Raw genomic sequence first — 2,065 nt, 5'->3', positions numbered from 1 at the left:
ATTCTTCTTTAAAAGTAATGTCTAGGTCTTGAATTCCGAGTAATTTTTGAGTATTATAGTCCATATAAAGCAATTCCTATTCTGATGTTTTTTCCACTTATCAGTTTACTAGGAATTGCTTTTTTTTTGCACTCTGAATTACAAAAAAAGTTGCATGGAGAGAAAGCTTTCCACACAACTTATTATAGAACCCAGATTTTTCTGTTAGGGCTTCGTATGGTGCTGGTGCTCCAGGCTGGAATAGTCCAATTCAATGGCACTTTCGACAATCTTGTGGGCCTCTAGGAGGTGGTGGACCTGGTCTTTGAGGAGCCGCTCATCGCTCCCCGCTTTGATATGCAGGTGGAGCATGGCCACATGGCGCTGACCATCCATGGTCCAGGCATTGAATTGGCTGACTTGCTGGACCCCATCCATTTTTTCAATTTGTTCGCGTAAGGATTCCAGATTAAGATCTTCCGGCGCTTTTTCAAGAAAAATTTGCAAATTCTTGAGGAATTTAGGCAGGGCTTGACTGAGAATAAAAAGGGAAATGGCGACAGAAAGCAGGGGATCTAGGAAATACCAGTCCGTGAATTGGAGCAGGATGCTGACGCAAAGAACTGCAACCCAGCCCAAGATGTCTTCGAGGAAATGGAGGGTCAAGATTTGTTGGTTGGCGCTATGGCCCTTGTGAACCAGGTGGGCCGCAAAGCCATTGATGGCAATAGCAAGAAGGGCCAGAACAAAAGTTCCTTGATGGTTGACGACCGGCGGATTGAAAATTTTCGGTATGTTTTCAATGATGAGGAAGGTAGAGCCGGTCATGAGGATGCTGGCGGTTACCAAGGCTGCTAGAATCGTGAAGCGTTGGTAACCCAAGGTGTAGCGGAGGTCAGTCTGTTTGGTGGAGATTTTTTCCAAATAAGCAGACAGGCCAATGGCCATGGCATCCCCAAAATCGTGGACGGCATCCGCTAAGACAGCCGAGGAGTGGAAGAGGACTCCAAAAATGGCTTCTAGGATGGCGAAGGAGAGATTGAGAATGAAGGCAATAAAAGTAGTTTTTGAGTGCTGGTGCATAATTTTTAACTACCGACTTTCTTCTAAGATATGGACAAGGATTTGTTTTTCCTGGGAACTTAATCCACGGTAGGCCCCATAGGGGAGACTCTGATCCAGTTGGAAGGGACCAAATTGAGTTCGACTGAGGCTAATCACCTTGACCCCAACCGCTAGGAACATTTTTTTAACCTGGTGAAACTTCCCTTCAGATAGTTCAATTAAGGCGCGACTCTGTTTGGCTGAGGAAGCTAGAATGGTCAGCTGGGCTGGTCGGCACTGGTAGCCATCTTCAAAAATACTCCCGGTCGCAAAGAGGACTGGTAAGTCCGCGTGCAGGGGACCATTGACCACTACTTGGTAAGTTTTCCGGACATGGGCATCCGGGTGGAGGAGCTGGTAGCCCAAAGGGCCGTTATCCGTCAGCAACAAGAGTCCTGAAGTATCGCGATCCAGCCGACCTAGAGCGTACAGATCTGGAGTCCGGTCGTAGCTGGCCAGGGAGTCAAAGACAGTCGCATGCTGGGCATCACGATTGGCGGTAACCACTCCACGCGGTTTATGGAGGAGCCAGTAGTGGTGGTTGCTTGCCGGGGCTGGCTGTCCCTGAATGGTGACCACTTGGAGGTCGGTATCCACATTTTGGGAGAGTTTGCGGGCAGCTTGGCCGTCTACTAAAATCTGGCCCTTGGCCAGGGCTTGTTTCATTTCTTTACGGCTATACTGAGAAGCCAGGAGCTGATCGATTCGCATGTCTCCATTGTAACAAATTTTCAGATGAGTTTGGGACAAAAAGTCCCGTAAAGTATAAAAAGGAGAGATTCATTCGTTAAAATGAGTCTCTCCTTTTCTTTTTAGGTACTCCTCTTCCCATATTTGAGGAGGTTATTGGCCATGAGAACCAATCCCATGTCAATTTTTACTTGTCGTTTTCCTCGTAGATTACAACGTTTGTAACCTAAACAAGCCTTTATCTGTCCAAAGACAGGTTCCACATCAACTTTTCGTTGTGCGAAAATCCGAC

3 protein-coding genes are annotated in these 2,065 nt (G+C 47.0%); all 3 read right to left on the bottom strand.

Features of this window, described 5'->3' with window-relative positions:
- Positions 1 to 204: 204 nt before the first annotated feature.
- Entirely contained in the window at positions 205 to 1,062 is an 858-nt protein-coding gene (locus tag HZY94_RS03780; protein WP_179925072.1) for a cation diffusion facilitator family transporter, read from the bottom strand.
- Positions 1,063 to 1,071: 9 nt separating this feature from the next.
- Positions 1,072 to 1,794 (bottom strand): pseudouridine synthase, encoded by a 723-nt coding sequence (locus HZY94_RS03775; RefSeq protein WP_179925071.1) that lies wholly within the window; start codon positions 1,792 to 1,794, stop codon positions 1,072 to 1,074.
- Between the two features lie 101 nt (positions 1,795 to 1,895).
- Positions 1,896 to 2,065 (bottom strand): transposase (locus HZY94_RS03770; RefSeq protein ID WP_179924934.1); only part of this gene is annotated, 170 nt, incomplete at its 5' end.

The organism is Streptococcus danieliae, assembly GCF_013415245.1.
In the GTDB taxonomy this organism is placed as follows: domain Bacteria; phylum Bacillota; class Bacilli; order Lactobacillales; family Streptococcaceae; genus Streptococcus; species Streptococcus danieliae_A.
This window is presented reverse-complemented; position numbering and strand designations above follow the sequence as displayed.

What these genes read in the sequence shown, in the direction of transcription:
- HZY94_RS03780 (WP_179925072.1), bottom strand. Translation starts at nt 1,062, where the DNA reads ATGCACCAGCACTCAAAAACTACTTTTATTGCCTTCATTCTCAATCTC.
- HZY94_RS03775 (WP_179925071.1), bottom strand. Translation starts at nt 1,794, where the DNA reads ATGCGAATCGATCAGCTCCTGGCTTCTCAGTATAGCCGTAAAGAAATG.